Below are 21274 nucleotides of genomic sequence, written 5' to 3' on the forward strand. Positions count from 1 at the left end.
CAGAACTGGACCTGTATGGTCGTCGGCCGGAAAGCTGGGGGCATGACTCTCAGCGGTGTTTACCTTCCCCTGATCACCCCGTTCGACGGGAACGGCGAGATCGCCCTTGGCGCGCTGGAGGACCTGGCGCACGCCGCCCTTGAGGAGGGAGCCGCGGGACTGGTCGCGCTCGGCACCACCGCCGAGGTCGCCATGCTCGCCGAGGAGGAACGGCGGGCGGTCGTCGAGGTGTGCGCGAAGGTGTGCGGGGAACGGTCAGCCGAGCTGATCGTCGGTGCGGGTTCGAGCGACACCCGGGGCTCGGCCGAGGCACTGCGCGCCCTGAAGGCCTGGCCCGAGGTGACCGGCGCGCTGGTCACCGTGCCCTCCTTCGTCCGCCCCTCCGAAGCCGGGGTGCTGGCCCACTTCACCGCCCTGGCCGAGCAGACGCCGGTGCCGATCGTCGTCTACAACATCCCCTACCGGACCGGCCAGTCCGTCGGCGCCGCCACCCTGCGGCGGGTCGGGGAACTGCCCATGGTCGCCGGGGTCAAGCACGCCGTCGGCGGCGTCGACCAGGACACCCTCTCGCTGCTGGCGGACCCGCCGGAGGGCTTCGCCGTACTGGCCGGGGACGACCCGTACCTGTCGGCGCTGCTGGCCCTGGGCGGCTCCGGCGGCATCCTCGCCTCGGCCCACCTGCGCACCGGGCTGTTCGTCGAACTGGTCGAGGCCTGGCGCTCGGGGGAGGTCGCCCACGCGCGAGCCCTGGGTCACCGCCTGTCCGCCCTGTCGGCGAGCGTGTTCACCGAGCCCAACCCCACCGTCATCAAGGGCGTGCTGCACGCCCAGGGGCGCATCCCGACCGCCTCTGTCCGCCTCCCGCTGGTCCCGGCGGGACAGGACTCCGTCGAGGCGGTGCTGCGCCTGCTCTGACGCCGTCCGGGCCTCAGCCGCCCTGGCAGCCGGGGCACCAGAAGAGGTTGCGCCCCGCGAGCACCCCGGTCCTGACCTCGGAACCGCACAGGAAACACGGCATGCCCGCCCGCCGGTAGACGTAGACCTCGCCTCCGTGATCGTCGACGCGGGGCGGGCGGCCCATCGCCTCAGGGGTGTGCTCCGGCCTGACCGTGTCGATGTGCCCCAGGCGCACCCCCTCGGCCATCAGCAGCACCAGGTCGTCCCAGATCGCCGTCCACAGCTCCCGGGTGAGGTCACGCCCGGGCAGCGCGGGATCGACCCCCTGCCGGAACAGCGCCTCCGCGCGGTAGATGTTGCCCACGCCCGCCACGACCGACTGGTCCATCAGCAGCGCCCCGACGGCCGTACGGCTGCGCCCGATCCGCCGCCAGGCGAGCTCGGGGTCGGCGTCGGCGCGCAGCGGGTCGGGACCCAGTCTGGCGTGCAGGGCCTTCTTCTCCACCGGGTCGATCAGTTCACAGGTGTTGGGGCCGCGCAGGTCGGCGTACTCGGCGGTGTTGCTCAGGCGCAGCCGTACCACGCCGGTCGGGGCGGGCGGCGGCGCCTGACCGAAGGTGTACTTGCCGTAGATGCCGAGGTGGATGTGGACCCACCGGTCGTCGTCGAAGCCCAGCAGCAGGTGTTTGCCGTGGGCGTCGGTCTCTCTGAGCACCCGGCCGTCGATCTGGGCCGCTCCGGCGGCGAACCTGCCCTGCGGGCTCAGCGCGCTGACGACCGTGCCGGCGAACGCCTGCCGGTGCAGCCCGGCGAGCCGGTGAATGGTGTGTCCTTCAGGCATGGTCCACACATGGTACGGCCCCGGCGTCCCGCTCACCCACGGCGAAGGCGCGGGGCGAAGGCGTGACCGGCCCACGACAGGGCGGCGCCGGCGGCGTAGGCCACCAGGTCGGCGACGCCGAACGTGCTGCCGAGGACCAGCCTGGCCAGCACGTTCGCCTCGGACAGCGCGGCGGGCACCGGGGTCAGCTGGGCGAACTCGACCGCCCAGCTGACGGCCAGGGCCCACGACGCGGCCCGGCCCGCGGGCAGGCGCGGCGCCACGACCACCACCAGCGTGTGGACGAGCACGGTGTACAGGGCGTCCCCGGCGTACTTGCCGAACCAGCCGCCGGTGACCGCGCGGACCGTGAGCCCGGCGGCCACGGTCACGACGGCCGCGGCCACGGCGGCGAGCCGGACACGGGTGGCGGGGGACAGACGGGCGGGGAGGACTGGCACCCGCCCACCCTAGTGAACCGCTCACCCCAGCCGGGCGGCCCGTGTCTCCAGATAACGCCGCTCGGGCAGGCTGGTGGTACGGCGCGCCGCCGTCCGGTAGCGCTCCCTGGCGGCATCCCGTTCCCCGGCCATCTCCAGCAGGTGGGCGCGCACCGCGTCGAGCCGGTGGTGACCGGAGAGCCGCCCGTCGGAGTCGAGCGTCTCCAGCAGGGCCAGCCCCGCCCTCGGCCCCCGGACCATCGCCACGGCGACCGCGTGGTTGAGCGTGACCACGGGGCCGGGTGAGAGCCGGGAGAGCAGCTCGTACAGGGCGAGGATCTGCGGCCAGTCGGTCTCCTCGGGGCACGCGGCCTCGGTGTGGACCGCGGCGATCGCCGCCTGAAGCTGGTAGGGACCGACCACGGAGCGGGACAGCGCGTTCGTGACGAGCGTGACGCCCTCCTCGATGCGGACGCGGTTCCACAGGCCGCGGTCCTGTTCGGCGAGCGGGACCAGGGCGCCGTCGCGGCCGGTGCGCGCGGGCCGCCGCGCGTCGGTGAGCAGCATGAGCGCCAGCAGCCCGGCGACCTCACCGTCGCCGGGCAGCAGCCGGTGCAGGGCGCGGGTCAGTCTGATCGCCTCCCCGGTCAGCTCCCCGCTGTGCAGGTCGGGGCCGGAGGTCGCGGTGTGCCCCTCGGTGAAGACCAGGTACAGCACGTGCAGGACCGCCCGCAGCCGCTCGGCCCGCTCCTCACGCGGAGGCATGCCGAAGGGGATGCCGGTCGACCTGATGCGCTGCTTGGCCCGGCTGATGCGCTGGGCCATGGTCGCCTCGGGGATGAGGAAGGCCCGGGCGATCTGCGCCGTGGTCAGCCCTCCGACGGCGCGCAGGGTGAGCGCGACCTGGGAGGGCGCGCTCAGCGCCGGGTGGCAGCACAGGAACAGCAGGGTGAGCGTGTCGTCCTGGCCGGGATGCCGCTCCTGTTCCGGGCTCGGCACGACCGACTCGTCGGCGGGCGCGCGGGAGGCGGCCGTGACCTCCCTGCGTCTGCGCGCCCGCTCGCTGCGCCACTCGTCGGCCAGCCTGCGGGAGGCGACCGTGACCAGCCAGCCCCTCGGGCTCTCCGGCACCCCCTCCTTCGGCCACCGTACGGCCGCGGCGAGCAGCGCCTCCTGAACGGCGTCCTCACACGCGTCGAAGTGCCCGTGGCGGCGGACGAGCGCGCCCAGGACCCGCGGCGCCAGCTCGCGCAGCAGATCCTCGACGTTCACATCCCGGCAGGGATCGTCAGTGACCACCTCTCCACCCTCGCCGCCGCGGGGCCGGGCTGTCGACTCCGCGTGTGCCGGTCTCAGGGCAGCGGGGGCAGGCGGGAGCCGTACAGCCAGGCGGACAGGACACCGTCGAAGGAGCGCGTCGTGTACTGCAGCGCCAGGTCCAGGAACGCCTCGGTGCTGACGTTGCCGTGCCGGTTGGCCGTGGTCCACTCGCGCAGCAGCGCGAAGAACATCCGGTCGCCCAGGATGCGCCGCAGCGCGTGCAGGGTGAGCGCGCCGCGCTTGTAGACACGGTCGTCGAACAGCCGCCGCGCCCCGGGATCGGCGAGCACGAAGTCCTGGGGAAGCACGGACAGGCGCCGGTGCCAGCGCGCCGCGTGACCGTCCGCGCTCTCCTCGCCGCAGGACTCCGACCAGATCCACTCCGCGTAGCAGGCGAAGCCCTCGTGCAGCCAGATGTCACGCCAGTCGGCGGCCGTCAGACTGTTGCCGAACCACTGGTGCGCCAGCTCGTGGGCGACCAGCCGTTCCTCACCGCGCCTGCCGTCCACGTGGTTGAGACCGAAGATCGACATGCCCTGGGCCTCGATCGGGATCTCCAGCTCGTCGTCGACGACCACCGCGGTGTAGGAGCCGAACGGGTACGGGCCGAACCGCTCGGAGAAGACCGCGAGCATCCGCTCCTGCCTGCCGAAGTCGTTGCGGGCCCTGGCCGCCGCCCCCTGCGGAAAGGCCAGGCGCACCCCCTCTCCCGTCTCGGCCAGCTGGTAGCGGCCGATCTGCACGCTCGCCAGATAGGTCGCCATCGGCTCGGCCTGCTCGTAGACCCACGTGGTCGCCGAGGAGGCCCGCCGTTTGCCGGTCAGCTTCCCGTTGGCGATCACCGTGTACGGCGAGGCCGTCGTCACCGAGATCCGGTAGGAGGCCTTGTCGTCCGGCCGGTCGTTGCACGGGAACCACGAGGGAGCCCCGATCGGCTGGCTGGCCACGATGACGCCGTCGGTGAGCTGCTCCCAGCCCAGTTCACCCCAGTGGCTGGCGACGGGCCGGGGAGTGCCCGTGTAGCGCACCTCGACGGTGAGCGGGCCCGGTTCGATCCGCTCCCGTCCCTTCGGGGAGACGTGCAGCTTGCCGCCGTGGTGGGCGAAGCGCGCCGCCCTGCCGTCGAGCAGCACCCCGTCGACGCGCAACGCCCCCAGGTCCAGGGACAGGCGGGTGAGCGGCCGCAGCGCCCGCGCCGAGATCCTGGCCACGCCGCCCAGCCTGTTGGGACCGACCCGGTAGTCCAGGGAGAGGTCGTAGTGCTCGACCCGGTAGGCGTCGTCGCCGTGCGAGGGAAAGTAGGGGGGACAGGGGGTGTTCGCGACCACGTACTTCCTGTGTGCCTTCCTGCGACGCGGGGACGCCTACGCGCGCTTGTGCCACGCCGCGATCGGGTTGCCGAACCAGCGGGTCGCCCGAGGCACCGACTCGCCGCGCATCACCAGGGACGCCGGTCCGACCGTGGTGTTCTCCCCGATCGTCGCCGCGGGCAGCACCACCCCGTGCGGGCCGAGCGTCGCCCCGTCCCGCAGAACGACAGTATCGATGCTCATGACCCGGTCATGGAACAGGTGGGTCTGCAACACGCAGCCCCGGTTCACCGAGACCCCGTCGCCCAGGGTCACCAGGTCGATCTCCGGCAGCCAGTACGTCTCACACCACACGCCCCGGCCGACGCGCGCGCCCATCGAACGCAGCCACAGGTTCAGCGGCGCGGTACCCAGCCACATCCTGGCGAACCAGGGCGCGGCCAGCACCTCGGTGAAGTTGTCCGCCAGCTCGTTGCGCCAGACGAACGAGCTCCACAGCGGCCGGTCGCCCACCGCGATCCGGCCGAGCAGGACCCACTTGGCCACGGTGGTGACCGCGGCGGCCAGCACCCCGGCGCCGAGGAGGACCACCCCGCCCAGCAGCGCCGCGACCGCGAAGCCGTACGAACGGGTCAGCCACAGCAGGCACAGCGCCACGAGCACGGCGAGCGCGACCGTGCACATCGCGGGCACGACACGGCACAGCTCGACCGCGGCACGGGCGGCCCGCAGCCGGGCGGGCGGGTCGTAGGTGCGGCTGCGGTCGGTCTCCTCGGCGGTACGGCGCAGCTCGACCGGAGGCATGCCCAGGTAGGACGAACCGGCCTTGGCCTTCTTCGGCGCGGCGGACAGCACCGCGACCAGCCCGTCCTTGGGCACCTTGCGGCCGGGGGCGGTCATCCCCGAGTTGCCGAGGAAGGCGCGCTTGCCGATCCGCACCTGGCCGACCCGCAGCCGCCCGGCGTCCAGTTCGTACGGCGCGACCATCGTGTCGTCGGCGAGGAACGCGCCGTCCCCGACGGAGGTCATCGAGGGAAGCGCCAGCACCGTGGACAGCTCGGCGTCCCTGCCGACCCGCATGCCGAGGGCGCGCAGCCAGACGGGGGTCGCCATGCTGGCGTACAGCGGGAACAGCCAGACCCGGGCCATCGACATCAGCCGCCCCGTCGCCCACGCCTGCCAGGCCTGGCGGCTGTGCACCGGGTGACTGCCCGGCCGCAGGCCGATCGCGAGCAGCCGTACCAGGACCAGGATCGACAGGGCCGTGCAGGCCATCCAGACGAGGGTGGCGACCGGCACCCGGTACAGCAGTTCGGCGGGTGAGGCGGGGGCCCCGCCCATCAGCACGACCAGCGCGGGCAGCGCGGCGACGACGGGAACCAGGCCGAGCAGCGGCGCGGACAGGCCGTAGACGGCGGCCCAGCGCGGGGAGCGCGGCGGCCTGCTTCCCGAGGTGTGGCGCGCCTTGCCCATCCTGATCGCGGGAGCCCCGGCCCAGCGCTCCCCGGCCGGGACGGCGCCCGCGACCGCCGAGCCCGGAGCGACCTGCGCGTTCTTGCCGACCCTCGCGCCGGGGAACAGGGTCGAGCGGGCGCCGATCGTGGCGGAGGCGCCGATCTTGATCTCGCCGACCCGCACCCGGTCGCCGTCGATCCAGTAGCCGTTCAGATCGACCTCGGGCTCGACGGCGGCGTTCCTGCCCAGTTTGAGCATGCCGGTGACGGGCGGGGCGGAGTGCAGGTCGGCGTCCGCGCCCACCTGGGCGCCGAGCGCCCGCGCGTAATGGGTCAGGAAGGGCGCGGCCGACAGTTCCATGACCCCGAGCCGTTCGGCGAGCCGCTCGGCGAACCACAGTCTCAGGTGCGTCGAGCCGCCCCGCGGGTAGGAGCCGGGGCGCAGGTTCCGCAGCAGCAGCCTGGCCGTGCCCGCGGCCAGCGCGATCCGCCCGGCGGGGGAGACGAAGAGCACCGTCCCGGCCAGCACCCACCACCACGAGACGACGGGCGCGCCGGGCACGATCAGATTGGTCAGCGCGACCAGGCCGACCAGCCAGCGCAGCACGCCCGCGGTGAGCAACGGCACGGTGAGCGCCGCCTGCACGAGCGAGGCGCGGCGCGGCATCGGCGCGACGACCCGCTTCGTGGTCGCCGTCTCCGTGGAGTCCCCGGCCGACAGGTGCGCGGCGAGCCGCCGCAGCGTCGGGTGCTCGTAGACGTCCCCGACGGTCACCGAGGGGTGACGCTCACGCAGCGCGGAGACCAGCCGGGCCGCGGCGAGGCTGGTGCCGCCCTCGGCGAAGAAGTCGCCCTCGGTCCCGCCGAGGACGTTCTGCCAGCACTCGGCCACCCACGGGTCCACGTCCACCTGCTGCTGCGTCCGCCGGGGCAGCGGCCAGGGCAGGGCGTCACGGTCGATCTTGCCCGAGGTGCGGGTCGGCAGCTCCTCGACCAGCGCGATACGCGGGACCAGCGCGGCGGGCAGCGCTTCGAGCAGCCTCTTCCTGGCGTCCGCCTGGTCGAACCCCTCGCCGGGCACGACGTAGCCGACGAGCAGCTGGTGCCCGCCACCGGTGGTGCGCACCGCGGCCGCGGCCCCCGCGACGCCGGGCAGCGCCTGCAGGGCGGAGTCGACCTCACCCAGCTCGATCCGGCGTCCGCCCAGTTTGACCTGCTCGTCCGCCCGGCCGACGAACAGCAGCCCCTCGGGTTCGGCCCGCACCAGGTCACCGCTGCGGTAGGCGCGCTCCCAGCCGAGGGAGACCAGCGGGGCGTACCGCTCGGCGTCCTTGGCCTGGTCCAGGTAGCGGGCCAGGCCGACGCCGCCGATGACCAGCTCGCCGGTCTCGCCCATGGGCAGCGGGTCGCCGCCCGCGTCGACGACGGCCAGTTCCCACCCGGCCAGCGGCAGGCCGATCCGCACCGGCCCCTCCCCGGTCAGCGGGGCGGCGCACGCCACCACGGTCGCCTCCGTGGGCCCGTAGGTGTTCCACACCTCCCGCCCCGGTACGGCCAGCCGCTCGGCCAGCTCGGGCGGGCACGCCTCCCCGCCGAAGATCAGCAGCCGGACGTCGTCGAGTGTCTCGACCGGCCAGAGCGCGGCCAGCGTCGGCACCGTGGACACCACCGTGATGCCCATCTCGGTCAGCCATGGGCCCAGGTCCATGCCGGTGCGCACCAGTGCGCGGGGCGCGGGGACCAGGCAGGCTCCGTGCCGCCAGGCCAGCCACATCTCCTCACAGGAGGCGTCGAAGGCGACGGAGAGCCCGGCCAGTACCCGGTCTCCCGGTCCCAGCGGCTCGCCGGTCAGGAACAGGCCGGCCTCGGCGTCGACGAACGCCGCCGCGCTGCGGTGGGAGACCGCGACGCCCTTCGGCTTGCCCGTCGAACCCGAGGTGAAGATGATCCACGCGTCGTCGTCGGGGCCGGGAGGCGCGGCCGACTCCTGACTCAGGGAACCGCCGAGGGGACCGGAGATCGTGATCGCCGCGCCCTCGCCCACGACGGCGCTCACCGCGGCCTCGCCGAAGACCAGCTCGGCCCGCTCCTCGGGGTCGTCCGCGTCGACCGGCACGTAGGCCGCGCCCGCCGTCAGCGTGGCCAGGATCGCGACATAGAGGTCGACGGTGCCGGAGGGCACCCGGATGCCGACCCGGTCGCCGCGTCCTACGCCCGCCGCGCGCAGTTCCCGCGCCATCCGGTCCACCCGCTCGCGCAGGCCGGTGTAGTCGAGCCTGGTCCGCCCGTCGTCGAGGGCGGCGGCGTCGGGGTGGCGCCGCGTGGTCTCGTCGAGGATGTCGATCAGCGTGCGGGCGGGCGCGGCGGGCCCTCCCGAAAGGGTCGCCTGGGCCGGGGCGTGCTCGATGTCCACCGTGGTCGGATGCAAGGTCTCTCCAGTCGGACGACCGAGGCGCGCGCCGGATTACGCTCGCCGCATGTGACTCCCTGTGAGTCCACTCGTTGCCGTCGCCATCCGACGATCCTAGAACACCCGCTATTCAGACATTTTCGGGTTTTTGACGTTATGGCTGGTCAATGGGGGTCACGACTTCCCCGGATCAAAGCGATCATGGTGTGTGGGGCTGTACGGGAAGTGTGATTCCTACCACTTTCCGTAGGTGGGCCAGGAAGCAGGCCGGGTGACGTTGTCGCAGGTCCGAAGGCTTTCCCGGAAGTTAACCCGATTGTCGGCGGCTGTTCTCCCCGTTGTGTGTGACGAGAAACTCCCGCGTCTTGCCGCCGTCGTGGGCACACGATGCCCCGTCGATCACCGTGGCAATTATTTGTTCACACTTTAGGAAGGCAAGGTTAATTAAAGAGAGAGGAGAGCCGATATTTCCGGACGTGGGAGATTGGGATCTTCCCCGGTTCCGGAGGACCAGGGCCCCCGCCCCGGTCACACCTTCCGGGCTATCGTACGGTGGCGCCGCGCAGCAGCGGCAGGACGTGCGCCCCGACCCGGTAGGCCTCCTCGAGGTGAGGCACCCCGCCCAGGACGAACGCCTCGACGCCGAGCCCGATCAGCTCGTCGAGCCGCGCCGCCACCTGCCGGTAGTCACCGACCAGCCCGAAGGCGGGGCCCGCGCGCAGCACGTGGAACCCGCCCCACACGTTGGGTGAGGTCTCAAGCGCGCGGTAACCGTCCCGCGCGCCGTTCCCGCCGGAGCCCATGTTCTGACCCCGCTGCCAGCCAACGGAGTCGCCCAGCCCGACGTAGGCCGGGGTCGCGGCGGGGCCGGGCTGCGACCAGCCGCGCTCGACCTCCTGCCAGGCCTCCTCCTCGGTCTCCCTGGCCAGCACGTCGAGCCGTACGGCGAACCTCGGAGCACGGCCGACGCCCACACTGTGCTCGCGCACCTGCTCGAACTTGGCGGCCAGCGCGGCCGGGGGCTCCAGCCAGGACAGGTAGTAGTCGGCGTGCCTGCCCGCCGCGGCGATCGCCGCCTTCGACGAGCCGGTGAAGAAGACCTCGGGGAACGGCTGCCCGGCCAGCGCCGGGGGCAGGCCGCCGCCCCGCACCCGGTAGAAGCGACCCTCGTGGTCGTAGGAGTGGTCGGCGGCGTACCAGACCCCCCTGAGCACGTCGAGGAACTCCGAGGTACGGGCGTAGCGGTCGTCGTGCTCGACCTTGTCCCCCCACCACAGCTGCTGCGGGCCGCCACCGCCCGAGATGACGTTGTAGACCGTCCTCCCACCGGTGGCCAGCTGCAGGCTCGCCGTCATCCGCGCCGCCTGCACCGGGTGCAGGAACCCGGGCTGGAAGGCGATCATGAACCGGTAGGTTCTGGTCTCCCTGGCGAGCGCCGCCGCGGCGGCCCACGGGTCGTCGGTGTGCGGGAAGGAGGGCAGCAACGCCCCGACGAAACCGGACGCCTCCGTCGCCTTGGCCACCTCCGCCAGATAGTCGATGTGACTGTAGCCGTCGGGCTTGCCGTGCCTGAGGCCGGGCGCCAGCCCGCCGACCGCGCCGGGGGTGAAACCGCCCCGGCTCGCGGTCCCCTTCCTGCGCAGCGACGGCTGGTCGCCCTCCATGGCCATTCGCCAGTAGAAGTCAACCGGCATTATGGATCTCCTTAGCCAACAGCGGGAGCAGGTGTTCTCCCAGCCGGTAGGTCTCCTCCAGGTGTGGTTCCACCTCCAGGAAGAACGCGGAGACACCCCTGTCGAGGTAACCGCGGATCGCCGCGGCGACGTTCTCGTAGGACCCGACCAGGCCCGCACCCCCGAATCCGTGCCACAGCCTCGTGCCGCGTTCCGGCTCGGGGAAGGTCTCCCGTGTTCCCGAGCGCAGGAGCCACAGCCGCAGGGCGTCTCTGCGCGCCTCGTCGTCGTCCTCCCTGGCCAGCACCGGCAGGCGCAGGCCGTACGCCAGGTCGCGGCCGAACTGGGCGGCGAGCGTCTGCAGTTCGGCGATCGCGGCGTCCAGGTCGTCCTCGGGGCCGAAGACGTGCAGGTCGGCGTGGCGCGCGGACAGCGACATCGCCTCGGCCGAGGTGCCGGAGAGCTGGACGCGGGGAAACTCCCGGCCGGAGAGGGGGAACAGCAGGCCTCCGCCGAGCACCTCGTAGAAACGCCCGGCGAAACCGTAGTCCTCCTCGTGCCACACCCCCCTGGCCACGGTGAGGAACTCCTCGGCGCGGGCGTAACGTTCCGTGCCCTCGACGAAGTCGCCCTGGGAGCGGGCCACCCGGGGATCGAGGTCGACGGCCAGCCGCCAGTCGAGACGGTCGCCGGAGAAGCGTTGCAGCGACGCCGACAGCTTGGCCGCGTACACCGGGGTCGCGATCCCCGCGTGGAACTCCGCCGCGACCCGCATGTGCCGGGAACCGCGCAGCAGCCCTCCGGCCACGATCAGCGAGTCCTGTCCCGCGGGGGCGAAGGGCGCCAGTACCCCGCCCAGCCCGGCCAGCTCGGCCGCCCTGCCGATCCTGGCCAGCCGCTCGTAAGGCCCCGACGCGCTGGGCCGTACGTCGGTGACGAACCCCGGCAACGTGGGGAAGGTGCTCGTGCCGTCCTCTGCGGGCAGGGTCAGATGGAACTCGGGTCTCACGTGCGAGCCCCCTGCTGAATCGCCACGGAAAACCTCGGAGCGGCGAAAGGGGACGTAAGCGCGTCACTCCGGTGCATACCGGAACGAACAGTCATCGAAATCCTTTCTGCGTAGGGACTTCAGGGTTCAGTCCTGCGGAAACGTGTTTCGGTGCTGCGTCCGGCGAGGAGGGCTCACTTTTCCCGCCGCCGGACAGGGGTCCCCAGACAGTGATCGTAAGATAAAAACCCACAAAATCCACGAAGAGCCCGATATTTCCCACAAAAGATGGCGGTTGTGAGGTTTCAGACACCCCGCCTCTTCCACCGACCACTGCCGAAGCCTTCAGGGTCACCCGCCACACGCCGCCGCCAGGGCGAACCCCCGTGACGTCGGTCCACGTCACGGCTCCCGGCGGGACGCGGCGACCGCGTGGCGGCAGGCTCCGCGATTCCGTTGAGCGCGCTCCGCGGTAGATGTCTCTTCGATGCTCCGCGGGCTTTACGGACAGGACGAAATCGACTTTCTCCGCCACGTCCTACCAGGCCCGCCGCCGGTCGCCCTTGCGGGCCCTCCGTCGTCATCGCCCGGGGCTCTGAGAAGGCCGATGCGTCCTTCGGCCCTCGCCGACCGAGGCGACCTCGGCCGTCGAGTACGGCTACGGCCTGGCGCTCATGCGAACCCTCGTGGTGGCCCGGTGGCCGCCGTGATCGTCAATAAGGTGACAATTCCATCCGCGGGGGGTGCCGCGAACGAATCCATCCGCTCTTCTCGTCGGTTGTATACGTCTGGTGATTTCCAGATCTCCGACGGGGGAGCCAATGAGGCTTGTGAGATGAATTATCGGTTTAGTGACTTCAGGGCCAAGCTTGATCTTCATGGGCCTGTATGGGACCCTGACGCACTGTGGCGGGGAACGCGACGGGGGAATTGGAAGCCGCGTTATCGCGGATTGTACGGCTGGGAGCAGACCACGCCTCGATGCTCGACTCGTGCGCGCGGTGCATGGCCGCCCACGCATGGGTCGGCGGAGGCGCTCCGAAGTTCCACGAAATGCTCACCACCCGGCGTACGGCCCTCCAGGCGGCCTTCACGGAGGCGGCCCAGGAAATAGCCCAGCGGATCAGACGACTCGGCGGACAGGCGTACGTCCCCTCCTTCTCGACCTCGATCAGCGTGATGGCCCCTGTGCCGGGAGCGTTCTCCGGAATGGACATAGCCGCCATGACCCGCATGGTGGCCGACCTCCAACGCGCAGGGCAGGAACTACCTCGCGCGGGGCAACGACTCGGCGCCGAGTTGTCCGCGCTCTGCGTTTCCTCCCCCTCCGGAAGCCAGGTCCTCGACGCCGGGGTCTGGGCGGACGAACAGGCGCGTGACCTGCGTCAGCGGCTGACCACGATCCAGCAGACGCACGACGTCGGTACGGCCAGCAGGGCGACGGCCGCCTTCGGGCTCTTCGGCGGGCACGCACCAGTCCCGGGCGAGATCAACAGGCTGATGTCCACCGCCGGGAGGGGGGACGTCACGGCGCTGAAAACGCTGAAGGACCTGCAGGACACGGGGGAGGACGCGACTCTGGCCGCCAGGCTCACCGTGTGGTGGCGTGAACTGGACAAGACCGCCCAGGACCGGTTGATCGCCGCCTCTCCAGGCCTGCTGGGCGCCCTGAACGGCCTCCCCGCCACAGTCCGCGACCAGGCCAACCGCAAACACCTGGCCGACCAGAAGGCCACGATCAAACCAGAGCTGGAGCGGTTGCGTGTGTCGTCGGCGGAGCTGGAGAAAACGTTGAGAACCCTGGTGGAACAGCAGAGCTCAACGCGTGACCCACGTCAGATATCCGCTAATCCTGTGCAGAGAGCACAGGCGCTGCAGTCTCTCGGGAAGAACGCCGCAGCCATCAAGGACCTGGAGCTGAGACTGCGGCAAATCGCATCCGTGGAGGAAAGCCTGGCACTCGGGGGCCAGAACGGTCGCCCCCCTGTCATGCTGTTACAACTGGAGCTGGGGGGCCTGGGGAAGACCGCTGTTTCATTTGGGAATCCCGACGATGCGGACAACGTAGCCGTATACGTCCCTGGAACCGGAACCAAGTTGGATGGTTTTGGGGATGCTAAATCCGATGCCTACCGTGCGGCCATCACCTGGGACCAGGCGAACGAGTCTAGCGGGGGAAAGAAAGTCGCCTCCATCGCATGGCTGGGATACGAGGCGCCGCAGTGGGGCAGTATTGCGGAACCGAGCGGGACACCCGCTCTACCGCTGGCCGCGATTAACGGAGCTCCATTGCTTGCCAGCTTCACCGACGGGCTACGCGCCGCGCACGAAGCTGCCTCCGATGCTCGATTTACCGTCTTGGGGCACAGCTACGGTTCGACGGTGACCGGCCTGGCAGCTCAGAAACGCCGACACGCATTCGCGGATCAGCTGATTTTTGTGGGAAGCCCGGGAGTCGGGGCCCTGAAGGCCAAAGATCTGGGAGTTGACTCCGTTTGGGTGGGGGAAGGGCCAAACGATCCGGTGGGTGATCTAGGGGTCAACGCCGATTTTCTCAAGTCTATTTTCTCCAGCCTGGGCCTCAAGATTGAAGGAGGCGCGCTTGGGGTCGATCCCAGCTCTCCTTCATTCGGTGCGGCGCGATTCTACGTCACGGGAAAGCTTGGTCTTTACAGCGGTGAGACGCACTCCAAGTACTGGGAGAGCGACTCTCCTTCGCTCAAGAACATTGGATATCTGATCAATGGGCAGTACGGTTACGTCACCCAGCCTTCGGGGATGTTCGGAACGAAAGAGATCGCTCCTGACGCCGCTGCCGTATCTGAACCTTAGGGATGGGGAAATGCGTTGTCGTCCAGGTTTGGATCGCCTCCATGTCAGGCATCTTCTTTCCTCACTTAGAGGGAGAGAAGCGCGCCTTTTGGTAATGGCTCTATCTGTCGTCTTCCTGGTTGTCGGATGTACCGGAGAGCAGGCTGTGAACAAACCCACGATCACCCAGGATCAGGCGTTGGCCAGGGTTGAAGAACTCATCAAGGAGACAGTTGGTGCGATCAGTCCCGAACCCCGGATGAGGCTCTATCCTCCCAGCCTCAACGTCAATCCCTGCCTGGACCCCACCGACGAGGGGTCGGAGAAGCGTGTAGTGATCAACCGGTCGTACTACCTGGATGGAATTGCCAAAGACCAGGTTCTGGAGGTCGCCAAACAGGTCAGGCGATATTGGGAAAAGCAGGGCCACTACATTGAGGTGGCTTCGGCGAACGGTCTCAACGTCTCAGGGCGTTCCAAACCTGATGACTTCTTGCTCTCCCTGTCTCCCACCGGTCCCGAAGACGACACCGTGCTGAGCCTGGGAGTTACCTCGTACTGCGTCTGGCCGAACGGAACACCGGAGCCGTCGTCTGGCCCCTGACCTCTTCTCTGACCGCCATCGGGCTGTCCCCGGGGCGAACGGCTGTGCACCAAGGCTCTGCCTAGTCGAAAACAGCCCGGAGCCCGGCCGTCCGGTGAAACGGCCGGGCGGTTCGGGGGCCTCAGGCGGTGGTGCTGGTGATGACGGCGAACAGGGCGCCGTGGTGGTCGGCGAGCACGGCGAAACGGCCGACCCCGGGCACATCCGAGGCGGGCACATGGACGGCCCCGCCGAGCTGCTCGGCCAGGGCCACGGTCGTGTCACAGGAGGGGACCTCGAAGTAGGGCAGCCAGTGCGGCCTGCCACCCTCCTGAAGCGGCATGAGCCCACCCTGGTCGGCGTTCTCTCCCTCGGCGGGGGAGACCACGACGTAGGTCATGTCGCCGAACGGCGTCTCCTGAGTCCGCCACCCGAAGACCGTCTGGTAGAAGGAGCGGGCGGCGTCGGGATTCGGGACGTACAGTTCGGTCCAGGTCAGGGAGCCGGGAGCGGTGACCAGGTCGAAGCCCGTGGTCGCGATGGGCTGCCAGACGGCGAACTCGGCCCCCTCGGGGTCGGTGAAGCCGGCCATCCTCCCCTCGCCGAAGACGTCGTGGGGACCGAAGCGCACCGTGCCGCCCGCCTGCTCGACGGCCTTGGCCGTGGCATCGGCGTCGTCGGTGCCGAAGTAGAGCGTCCAGGCGGAGGTCGCCCCCGCGTCGAGCGGCCCGACGGCGGCGACGGTCCTCCCGTCGAGCTGGAGGAAACCGTAGTCTCCGGCCTCGGGGCCGGCGGCCTGGAAACTCCAGCCGAACAGGGAGCCGTAGAAGGCGGCAGAGGCCGCGACGTCGGGAGACCCCAGGTCGATCCAGCCGGGGGCGCCGGGAACGTGGTCAGTGGTGATCATGGTGTGCTTCCTGAGGAGGAGGATCAAGGACGTGTCCTCCGGGGACCACTACTGCGGGAAGCGCCCCCTTCGGATCGCGCACAGCCTCGCAGAGACGACCGACAATTCCCGGCGCGCGCTCAGAGGGCCCAGGTCAGCCGGTATTCGACGTGCAGACTGCCCGAGCGTCTCCGCCGACCGAAGTCGATCTCCGCGCAGAAGTGGCCGTCCGGCCGTTCCGCCAGATAGGAGGGGGCCTCGGTGACCAGCGGGCGGATCATGGTGGCGCCCGTGCGCCGGAACGCCTCGGGACCGCCGACGACGAAAAGCGTCCTGGCGGCCACGGCGAAGTCGAGGTGGTCGCGATACTCCCGGTGGGCGACCCTGTCGTGGTCGATCACGTCCGCGTCGGGGAAGACGTCCTCGGGAAGCGACACGGTGTGCGGGAGCCCCGTCCCCAGCCTGGCCCGTACGGCGGGCCAGCGCGACGGGGGGAACCGCATGGAGTGGTGGACGAGCACCAGGTCCAGGGGCTCCACAGCGGAGTCAGGAACCGGTTCCTCCGGCGGGAGGTTGGCCCGCACGGGCAGGTGGACCAACGAGTGACGGGAACGCGCGGCCAGGCCCCACGCCACGGCCAGTACGGCCGCCGCCTCACGATCCACGTGCATGGTCAAGGCCCAGCCCCCGTCGTCGTAGAGGAAGGCGCGTCGTGGTGGCCGGTCGGGCCGCAGCACCCGGTACTCGTCGCGGCCGAGCCGTACACGGCTGATCCGCATCCGCTGTCCCGTCCGGGAAGAGCGTGTCATCCGGGAAGGCGCAGGAACGACGGGGGAACGTGGTCGGTGAGCCAGACGCCGTTGGCGCTGATCCGGAACTCGTGACCCGCGGCTCGCATCGCCGCGGCGTCCACGACGAGGACGACCGGGACACCCCTGCGGGATCCGACCCGGGTCGCGGTCTCCCGGTCGGGGGAGAGGTGCACGTGGTGGCGGTTCATCGGCCGCAACCCCTCGGTGCGGATCGCGGCCAGATTGCGCGCGACCGTGCCGTGGTAGAGAGCCGCGGGCGGCTCCGCCACGGGAAGGCCGAGATCGACGGTGACGGAGTGGCCCTGGTTGGCCCGGATGCGGCCGTCCTCGATGACGTATCTCCGTTTGTCGTTGTCGGCGACCACCTGCTCCAACTCGGCCGGGGAGAAGGGGAAGCCGTGCGCGGCGGCGGCCGTCAGGAGCGTGTCGACCCCGACCCAGCCACCGGCGTCGAGGGTGATCCCGATCCGCTCCGGCCGGTGCCGCAGGTGCTTGGCGAGATATTTGGAGATCCGCACCGTCCGCCGTTCGTCCATCACAGCCTTTCCAAGACGCCGCACCCGTGCTCCGAGTGGACGGCTTCCACCGTTTCCCATGGATTCTCACGCGTCCGCACGGGGCGGGCCAACACGTTTTCGCGCTCGCCCGCCCCGGCGTTCGTCCGGTTACCGGTCCCGGAGGAAGGCGAGCATCTCGGTGCGGGTACCCTCGTCCGGCTCGACGCCCGCCGTACCCAGTCCTGGGCCTGATCGGGTACGGCCTCCTCGGGCCAGACGGCCAGGGCGGCCAGGGCGGCCAGGGCGGAGCGCCGGACCCGGGTGACCCGGTTGCGCAGCGCCCGTCGATCAGCGGCAGCTCTTACCGGGAAGGCGTCCAGCCCACTCACGACGGCTTCCAGAGGCCGGTCCGGCCCGTACCCGTCACCGAACCCGTAATGTCCGCCAGGTCGGCCAGGCGGCTGAGCCGTTCGGCCTGCGGCGGGAGCGGCGGCTCCCGATCGCGTTCGTCACCGCAGGCACCGAGCAGCACGACGCCGATCTCGACGGTGTCACGGCGGGTGCCGTGTTCGGCCAGACGCCGCCCGACCTCGCGAAGACGGTTCACGGGTAGCCGCCGTGAACCGATCCGTTCCACCAGGTCGTCGGCGATGCCGAGCGCCGAGACGGTGGCGAGCCGTTCGTGCGGCCGCTACCAGGCCGGCGTGGGCCGGGTCGACGACCAGCACGGCGAGCAGGTCGGCGACCTCGGTGACGGCGTCGGTGTCGGGGCCGCTGCCGAAGTGGTGGGTCCGGATGCCGTCCATGACGGCGTCGCTGATGAACGGCGCCTCGTCGGCGGGGTGAGGCGGGTCGTCGGGGAGCCGGCAGACGTCCGGAGGCCAGGGGCCGGACCGTACCGCAGGGACATCGTGAGCGCGTGAGCCAGGAAGGTGGGGTGATCGTCGCCCGGCTTCCACGTGCCGGGGTTCACCGGCTGGGGCGGCGGCCACCCTTCCTATAGATCATGTTCGTCATGATGGGCCGGCACGCTCCCGGGCCGCAAGCCGTGGGCGCCGGGGATTCCGGCCGTCGCCCGGTCGCAGGAGGAGAGCCGGGCGGTGGGGTCGGCCGGGAACGACAAAAAGCCCCAGACTCTCGGCGCGCGCCGAGAGTCTGGGGCTTCGTCTTCTGTCGACCAGGCCGGGCCTGGCGGTGAATTCTGGTGGACGATACAGGGATTGAACCTGTGACCTCTTCCGTGTCAGGGAAGCGCTCTCCCGCTGAGCTAATCGTCCTCGTCGAAGAACCAGAGGTGGAGACGGGATTTGAACCCGTGTACACGGCTTTGCAGGCCGTTGCCTCGCCTCTCGGCCACTCCACCGGAGTGAGAGCCCGAAGACCCTTCGAGCGGAAGACGGGATTCGAACCCGCGACCCTCACCTTGGCAAGGTGATGCTCTACCACTGAGCCACTTCCGCGTGTTTTCGCCGGGTGTTCTCCCTGCGGCAACGAGAGAACTCTAGCGGGTTTTCCGAGTGCTTGCGTAACCGCGGTCAGCCGGAGCCGCGGAGACGACGGGCGAAACCGCGTTCGACGGAGGGCAGGGTGAGGAAGATCTCCAGGATCCGGGTGAGCCGGTGCACCTCGATACGGTGGAAGGCGGGACCCTCGGCGCGGGCCAGCAGCAGGGTCAGGGCCAGCGGTGGCAGCGGGGCCGCGACCACGTGCAGACCGCCGAGAGTGAAGGCCGTGGGACGCCCCGGAGACTCGGCGGGAAAGGGGACCTGTGAGGGTGCCCGCCAGCTGGCGTGCACGACGACGTGGGGTTCCTCCTCGGTTCCCACGGCCGCCCAGTCGGCGCTGAACAGCACCGGCATGGAGTCGATCAGCGTGGCCAGGGCACGGTCTCCCGCCGTGGTGACGTATTTGAGGATCTCCAGCTCGGGGTAGGTGCCCGGCGCCTCCCGGGTGCCCCAGACACCCTCGACGACGACCCCGGGCACCTCGCGCAGGCTCTCCGTCAGCGACTCCCTGGGCGAGGCGTCCGGCCAGAAGACGGTGACGTCGTCCACCGCCTGCCCGTCTCCGCGCTCAAGCACGACGATCTGGGTGATGTCCGCTCCGGCGGCGCCGAGGGCACGGGTGACCCTTCCCAGGGATCCCGGCTGGTCGGGCAGGGTGATCCGCAGCCGCAGGAGCATCCTGTCCTCCACCGTCAGCCACTGTCAGCGTGGGTCCACCCTATCCAGGCGGAATTCGTCCCATCGGGCTTGGTGCGGTAAAAACACCAGGTGGAGTCGTTGAAACTGGGGTCGCTCGAGGTCTGGCCTCCGGTGGTCCTCGCCCCCATGGCGGGCATCACCAATGCGCCGTTCCGTACGCTGTGCCGGGAGCAGGGCGGGGGGTTGTTCGTCTGCGAGATGATCACCACCAGGGCGCTGGTCGAGCGCAATGCCAAGACGCTCAAGATGATCCGCTTCGGTCCCGGCGAGAGTCCGCGCAGCCTCCAGCTCTACGGGGTCGATCCGGTGACCGTGGGCAGGGCGGTCCGCATGGTCGCGGAGGAGGACCTGGCCGACCACGTCGACCTCAACTTCGGCTGCCCAGTGCCCAAGGTGACCCGGCGAGGCGGTGGGTCGGCGCTGCCGTACAAGCGGAACCTGCTGCGGGCCATTCTGCGTGAGGCCGTGCGCAACGCGGGGACACTGCCGGTGACGATGAAGATGCGCAAGGGCATCGACGACGACCACCTCACCTACCTGGACGCCGGGCGCATCGCCGTCGAGGAGGGGATCGCCGCGGTCGCCCTGCACGGCCGTACGGCGGTGCAGCACTACGGCGGGACGGCCGACTGGGACTCCATCGCGCGGCTGAAGGAGGCGGTGACCGAGATCCCGGTGCTCGGCAACGGTGACATCTGGAGCGCCGAGGACGCCATGCGGATGATGGCGCGGACGGGCTGCGACGGTGTCGTCGTCGGCCGGGGCTGTCTGGGGCGTCCCTGGCTGTTCGCGGACCTGGCGGCGGCGTGCGCCGGCGGTGCCGAACTGGCCCGGCCGACGCTGGGACAGGTCGCCGCGACGATGGACCGGCACGCGACGCTGCTCGCCGAGTGCTTCGGCAGCGAGCAGCACGCCGTCGCCGACTTCCGCAAGCACGTCGGCTGGTACCTCAAGGGCTTCGTGGTCGGCGCCGACCTGCGCCGCCGCCTGGCCACCACGGAGAGTCTGGCCGATCTCAGGCAGGGACTGGCCGAGTTGGACCCCGTCCAGCCCTGGCCCGAGGGCGCCGACACCCCGCGCGGCAAGACCCATCCGCGCGAGCGCGTCCACCTGCCCGCCGGCTGGCTGGACGACCCCTACGAGATCGTCGTTCCAGACGCCGAACTTGAGGTCTCGGGCGGCTGACCGGAGCCCACGACCCGGGCCCGGTCAGCGGACCGTGTCGACCGGGCCGCCGCTGCGCCAGTAGACGTTGTTCTCCCGGCTCAGCAGCCCCTCGTCCACCAGATAGCGGCGCAGCGCCGCGTAGTCGTCGTGGAAGGCGCGCAGCGTGACGTCCACGTCCTTCTCCGGGTAGCGGACCCCGGGTTCGAAGACCTGGACGATGTAGTTCAGCACGACCAGCTGCTTGTCCCGTTTGCTGGGGATCGCCCTGAGCCGTCCCTCGACGAGGAAGGACCGCAGAATCCTCTCCTCAGCCGAGACCGCGGGTTCGGCGGGTTTGGCCGAGGCGTGCAGCAGCTCACGGAACCGTTCCCGCCGCACCTCCCAGTTCCCCTTCTCATCCCGTACGGCAAGCCCGCCACGCTCCAGCCTGTCCAGCGCCCGCCGCACGACCTGCCTGTCGGGCCCGGCCTCCTCGGGGGCGCCTCCCAGGACCAGGGTGGAGAAGACTCGCAGCGTGTCCTCCTGGTAGAGCAGGCCGAGCGCCTGCCTGATCGCCTCGTCGCTCATGCCCCCATTCTTGTCGGTCCCCTCTGGTAGTTCTGCACCATGCACAGTCGCGGAGTGAGCCCTGATGAGTTCCTGCGGATCGCGTCCTCGCTGCCGGAGGTCGAGCTGGTCCAGCACAGTGAGGAGTGGGTCGGGCTCAGGGTGAGGGGCAAGGGGTTCGGCTACCTGTCGGAGGCCAAGCAGAGCGCGCAGCTCAAGGCGACCCTGGCCGAGCAGGCGGCGATGGTCGGCGAGAACCCGGAGGTCTACGGGCGATCGTGGACCAGCGGCCAGTTCGGCTGGGTCGAGATCCGCCTGTCGCTGGCCGACCCCGAGGAGCTGACCGAGGCGGTCACCGAGGCCTGGTGCCTGACCGCCCCCCGCTCTCTGGCCGCCGACCACGAACGCCGCCTGGGCCTGGTCCCTCTGTCCCCGGACCTCGTGGACGACTGAAAC

19 protein-coding genes and 3 tRNA genes are annotated in these 21274 nt (G+C 70.5%); 6 read left to right on the forward strand and 16 right to left on the reverse strand.

The genetic code is table 11. The annotated features are described in order from the left end of the window. Window positions 1-42 precede the first annotated feature (42 nt). Entirely contained in the window at window positions 43-915 is an 873-nt protein-coding gene (locus tag ACFYY8_RS16795; protein WP_390041564.1) for a 4-hydroxy-tetrahydrodipicolinate synthase family protein, read from the forward strand. 13 nt (window positions 916-928) lie between these two features. Here the strand turns inward: ACFYY8_RS16795 and ACFYY8_RS16800 are convergent, their stop codons facing one another. The 7 genes from ACFYY8_RS16800 to ACFYY8_RS16830 form a co-directional block, all read right to left on the reverse strand. Further along, window positions 929-1738, reverse strand: coding sequence for an Fpg/Nei family DNA glycosylase (locus ACFYY8_RS16800; RefSeq protein ID WP_390041566.1), 810 nt, complete (start codon window positions 1736-1738; stop codon window positions 929-931). Between the two features lie 32 nt (window positions 1739-1770). Further along, entirely contained in the window at window positions 1771-2178 is a 408-nt protein-coding gene (locus ACFYY8_RS16805; protein ID WP_390041568.1) for a DUF2809 domain-containing protein, read from the reverse strand. A gap of 21 nt (window positions 2179-2199) precedes the next feature. Then, window positions 2200-3456, reverse strand: a complete 1257-nt coding sequence (locus ACFYY8_RS16810; protein ID WP_390041570.1) for an RNA polymerase sigma factor — start codon at window positions 3454-3456, stop codon at window positions 2200-2202. Window positions 3457-3509: 53 nt separating this feature from the next. Further along, window positions 3510-4805, reverse strand: a complete 1296-nt coding sequence (locus tag ACFYY8_RS16815) for a M1 family metallopeptidase (protein ID WP_390041572.1) — start codon at window positions 4803-4805, stop codon at window positions 3510-3512. Between the two features lie 36 nt (window positions 4806-4841). Further along, window positions 4842-8669: a Pls/PosA family non-ribosomal peptide synthetase gene (locus tag ACFYY8_RS16820; RefSeq protein WP_390041574.1), complete on the reverse strand. Its 3828-nt coding sequence runs from the start codon at window positions 8667-8669 to the stop codon at window positions 4842-4844. 524 nt (window positions 8670-9193) lie between these two features. After that, window positions 9194-10345 carry an LLM class flavin-dependent oxidoreductase gene (locus ACFYY8_RS16825; protein WP_390041576.1) on the reverse strand — a complete coding sequence of 384 codons (1152 nt, stop codon included), beginning with the start codon at window positions 10343-10345 and terminating at the stop codon, window positions 9194-9196. Beyond that, the gene (locus ACFYY8_RS16830; protein ID WP_390041578.1) at window positions 10335-11333 is read right to left on the reverse strand and encodes an LLM class flavin-dependent oxidoreductase; all 999 of its coding nucleotides are present in this window, start codon (window positions 11331-11333) and stop codon (window positions 10335-10337) included. Before ACFYY8_RS16830 ends, ACFYY8_RS16825 begins: the two co-directional genes overlap by 11 nt. A gap of 1032 nt (window positions 11334-12365) precedes the next feature. Between ACFYY8_RS16830 and ACFYY8_RS16835 the strand changes: the two genes are divergently transcribed. After that, window positions 12366-14144: an alpha/beta hydrolase gene (locus tag ACFYY8_RS16835; RefSeq protein ID WP_390041580.1), complete on the forward strand. Its 1779-nt coding sequence runs from the start codon at window positions 12366-12368 to the stop codon at window positions 14142-14144. 94 nt (window positions 14145-14238) lie between these two features. Next, entirely contained in the window at window positions 14239-14727 is a 489-nt protein-coding gene (locus tag ACFYY8_RS16840; protein ID WP_390041582.1) for a hypothetical protein, read from the forward strand. Between the two features lie 121 nt (window positions 14728-14848). Here ACFYY8_RS16840 and ACFYY8_RS16845 read toward each other — a convergent pair whose 3' ends face one another. The 4 genes from ACFYY8_RS16845 to ACFYY8_RS16860 all read right to left on the reverse strand — a co-directional run bounded on the left by ACFYY8_RS16845 (window position 14849) and on the right by ACFYY8_RS16860 (window position 17508). Further along, window positions 14849-15613 (reverse strand): VOC family protein, encoded by a 765-nt coding sequence (locus tag ACFYY8_RS16845; protein ID WP_390041584.1) that lies wholly within the window; start codon window positions 15611-15613, stop codon window positions 14849-14851. Between the two features lie 119 nt (window positions 15614-15732). Continuing rightward, entirely contained in the window at window positions 15733-16371 is a 639-nt protein-coding gene (locus ACFYY8_RS16850) for a hypothetical protein (RefSeq protein WP_390041586.1), read from the reverse strand. 26 nt (window positions 16372-16397) lie between these two features. Beyond that, window positions 16398-16940: an RNA 2'-phosphotransferase gene (locus tag ACFYY8_RS16855; RefSeq protein WP_390041588.1), complete on the reverse strand. Its 543-nt coding sequence runs from the start codon at window positions 16938-16940 to the stop codon at window positions 16398-16400. A gap of 346 nt (window positions 16941-17286) precedes the next feature. Further along, window positions 17287-17508: a hypothetical protein gene (locus ACFYY8_RS16860; protein WP_390041590.1), complete on the reverse strand. Its 222-nt coding sequence runs from the start codon at window positions 17506-17508 to the stop codon at window positions 17287-17289. 43 nt (window positions 17509-17551) lie between these two features. Here ACFYY8_RS16860 and ACFYY8_RS16865 point away from each other — a divergent pair, with 43 nt between their 5' ends. Further along, window positions 17552-17824, forward strand: a complete 273-nt coding sequence (locus ACFYY8_RS16865) for a hypothetical protein (RefSeq protein ID WP_390041592.1) — start codon at window positions 17552-17554, stop codon at window positions 17822-17824. A 279-nt stretch (window positions 17825-18103) separates the two neighbouring features. Here ACFYY8_RS16865 and ACFYY8_RS16870 read toward each other — a convergent pair. The 4 genes from ACFYY8_RS16870 to ACFYY8_RS16885 all read right to left on the reverse strand — a co-directional run bounded on the left by ACFYY8_RS16870 (window position 18104) and on the right by ACFYY8_RS16885 (window position 19096). Continuing rightward, window positions 18104-18178 (reverse strand) — tRNA-Val (locus ACFYY8_RS16870). 15 nt (window positions 18179-18193) lie between these two features. Further along, window positions 18194-18264: transfer RNA gene (locus ACFYY8_RS16875), tRNA-Cys, on the reverse strand. A 25-nt stretch (window positions 18265-18289) separates the two neighbouring features. Further along, window positions 18290-18361, reverse strand: a tRNA-Gly gene (locus ACFYY8_RS16880). Between the two features lie 75 nt (window positions 18362-18436). Continuing rightward, the gene (locus tag ACFYY8_RS16885) at window positions 18437-19096 is read right to left on the reverse strand and encodes an ACT domain-containing protein (RefSeq protein WP_390041594.1); all 660 of its coding nucleotides are present in this window, start codon (window positions 19094-19096) and stop codon (window positions 18437-18439) included. Window positions 19097-19174: 78 nt separating this feature from the next. Here ACFYY8_RS16885 and dusB point away from each other — a divergent pair, with 78 nt between their 5' ends. Then, complete coding sequence (dusB, locus tag ACFYY8_RS16890; RefSeq protein WP_390041597.1) at window positions 19175-20290, forward strand: tRNA dihydrouridine synthase DusB; 1116 nt, start codon at window positions 19175-19177, stop codon at window positions 20288-20290. Between the two features lie 24 nt (window positions 20291-20314). On the opposite strand, the gene ACFYY8_RS16895 is transcribed toward dusB, so the two are convergent. Beyond that, entirely contained in the window at window positions 20315-20839 is a 525-nt protein-coding gene (locus ACFYY8_RS16895) for a DUF2087 domain-containing protein (RefSeq protein WP_390041600.1), read from the reverse strand. 54 nt (window positions 20840-20893) lie between these two features. On the opposite strand from ACFYY8_RS16895, the gene ACFYY8_RS16900 reads away from it, so the two are divergent. After that, window positions 20894-21271 carry an MmcQ/YjbR family DNA-binding protein gene (locus ACFYY8_RS16900; protein ID WP_390041602.1) on the forward strand — a complete coding sequence of 126 codons (378 nt, stop codon included), beginning with the start codon at window positions 20894-20896 and terminating at the stop codon, window positions 21269-21271. Window positions 21272-21274: the final 3 nt, after the last annotated feature.

It is taken from the genome of Streptosporangium sp. NPDC001559, assembly GCF_042893955.1.
GTDB lineage: Bacteria > Actinomycetota > Actinomycetes > Streptosporangiales > Streptosporangiaceae > Streptosporangium.

Excerpts from the sequence above, each read along its gene's own strand:
- ACFYY8_RS16795 (WP_390041564.1), top strand. The coding sequence starts at position 43 with ATGACTCTCAGCGGTGTTTACCTTCCCCTGATCACCCCGTTCGACGGG.
- ACFYY8_RS16800 (WP_390041566.1), bottom strand. The coding sequence starts at position 1,738 with ATGCCTGAAGGACACACCATTCACCGGCTCGCCGGGCTGCACCGGCAG.
- ACFYY8_RS16825 (WP_390041576.1), bottom strand. The coding sequence starts at position 10,345 with ATGCCGGTTGACTTCTACTGGCGAATGGCCATGGAGGGCGACCAGCCG.
- ACFYY8_RS16835 (WP_390041580.1), top strand. The coding sequence starts at position 12,366 with ATGCTCACCACCCGGCGTACGGCCCTCCAGGCGGCCTTCACGGAGGCG.
- ACFYY8_RS16840 (WP_390041582.1), top strand. The coding sequence starts at position 14,239 with ATGGCTCTATCTGTCGTCTTCCTGGTTGTCGGATGTACCGGAGAGCAG.
- ACFYY8_RS16845 (WP_390041584.1), bottom strand. The coding sequence starts at position 15,613 with ATGATCACCACTGACCACGTTCCCGGCGCCCCCGGCTGGATCGACCTG.
- ACFYY8_RS16850 (WP_390041586.1), bottom strand. The coding sequence starts at position 16,371 with ATGCGGATCAGCCGTGTACGGCTCGGCCGCGACGAGTACCGGGTGCTG.
- ACFYY8_RS16855 (WP_390041588.1), bottom strand. The coding sequence starts at position 16,940 with ATGGACGAACGGCGGACGGTGCGGATCTCCAAATATCTCGCCAAGCAC.
- ACFYY8_RS16865 (WP_390041592.1), top strand. The coding sequence starts at position 17,552 with ATGCCGAGCGCCGAGACGGTGGCGAGCCGTTCGTGCGGCCGCTACCAG.
- ACFYY8_RS16895 (WP_390041600.1), bottom strand. The coding sequence starts at position 20,839 with ATGAGCGACGAGGCGATCAGGCAGGCGCTCGGCCTGCTCTACCAGGAG.